Source organism: Streptomyces sp. PH10-H1, from assembly GCF_030063355.1.
Classification (GTDB): Bacteria; Actinomycetota; Actinomycetes; order Streptomycetales; family Streptomycetaceae; genus Actinacidiphila.
Map to the genome: position 1 here is coordinate 1 of NZ_JASISZ010000217.1, position 1,059 is coordinate 1,059.

The following is a 1,059-nucleotide window of genomic DNA, read 5'->3' on the forward strand; positions in this document are numbered from 1 at the left end:
GGGGTCTGCCCTTGTGGGTTTTGTTGACCCGTTCTGCTGTGAACGTCGCGCTCACGGGGAGTGGCTCGGGACGTGTGTGTGGCCCGCCGGGGATCCCGGCGGGCCACACATATCTGGGGGTGTCCTGAAAGGTGTCAGGTCACCAGCGGTACCAGCGGTGGCGGCTGCCGCTGGAGTGGGTGCCGCGCATGACGAAGCCCAGTACCCACACGATCAGCACGATGACCGCGACCCACCATAGGATTTTCAGGGCGAAGCCGGCGCCGAACAGGATCAGCGCGAGAAGCAGAACAAGAAGCAGGGGACCCATAGTTTGATTACCTCCGAGCTGACGTCTGCCCCCTGGTCGACTGCGCATGCGCACGAATATTCCAAGATCGTCTCGGTGCGGGCGTGGCCTGGTCGCGCGCGTCGTCGCGCGCTTCGCCGGTGCTCGCGACGATCGCGGATCCTGGCCCGGCCGTCGCGTTGCGGCCGCGGGCTGGATGGTTCGGTGCCGTGGGATTCGGTGTGATCGTCCCGCAGGCGTGGGCTGTGGGTCCCGGAAATTGCCTGGTGTGCGGGTCGATAATGGGGGGTATGGGGAGTGTCAGATTCGGTCCGGTGTGCGGGTGAGGAGTCCTTCATGAACAGCAACATGGCAGTGTCGATGGTCCGCTCGCAGGCTTCCGCCGGCGCGTCGCCTGCGGCGGGGGTGGAGCTGCCGTGGATCGAGGAGGCGGGGAAGATGGCGCCGAAGGATGCTCGGGAGATGTCGAGGCTGTTCTTCGACCGCCTGCAGGCGTTGGAGGAGGGGACGCGGGAGTACCAGTACGCGCGCCACTCCCTCATCGAGATGAACATGTCCCTGGTCGCCTTCGTGGCCCGGCGTTTTCGTAACCGGCCGGAGCCCACTGAGGACATTGTTCAGGTCGGGATCATCGGGTTGATCAAGGCGATCGACCGGTTCGAGCTGTCGCGCGAGGTGGAGTTCACTACCTTCGCCGTCCCCTACATTTCGGGGGAGATCAAGCGGTTCTTCCGCGACACCAGCTGGGCCGTCCACGTGCCGCGCCGGCT

2 protein-coding genes are annotated in these 1,059 nt (G+C 65.4%); one reads left to right on the top strand and one right to left on the bottom strand.

Annotation, left to right across the window (positions count from 1 at the left end):
- Positions 1–139 precede the first annotated feature (139 nt).
- A complete protein-coding gene (locus QMK24_RS41280) occupies positions 140–310 on the bottom strand; it encodes a hydrophobic protein (RefSeq protein ID WP_283472057.1) in 171 nt (56 codons plus the stop codon).
- A 327-nt stretch (positions 311–637) separates the two neighbouring features.
- Between QMK24_RS41280 and QMK24_RS41285 the strand changes: the two genes are divergently transcribed.
- A partial coding sequence (locus QMK24_RS41285; protein WP_283472058.1) for a sigma-70 family RNA polymerase sigma factor occupies positions 638–1,059 on the top strand: 422 nt, incomplete at its 3' end.

Excerpts from the sequence above, each read along its gene's own strand:
- QMK24_RS41280 (WP_283472057.1), bottom strand. The coding sequence starts at position 310 with ATGGGTCCCCTGCTTCTTGTTCTGCTTCTCGCGCTGATCCTGTTCGGC.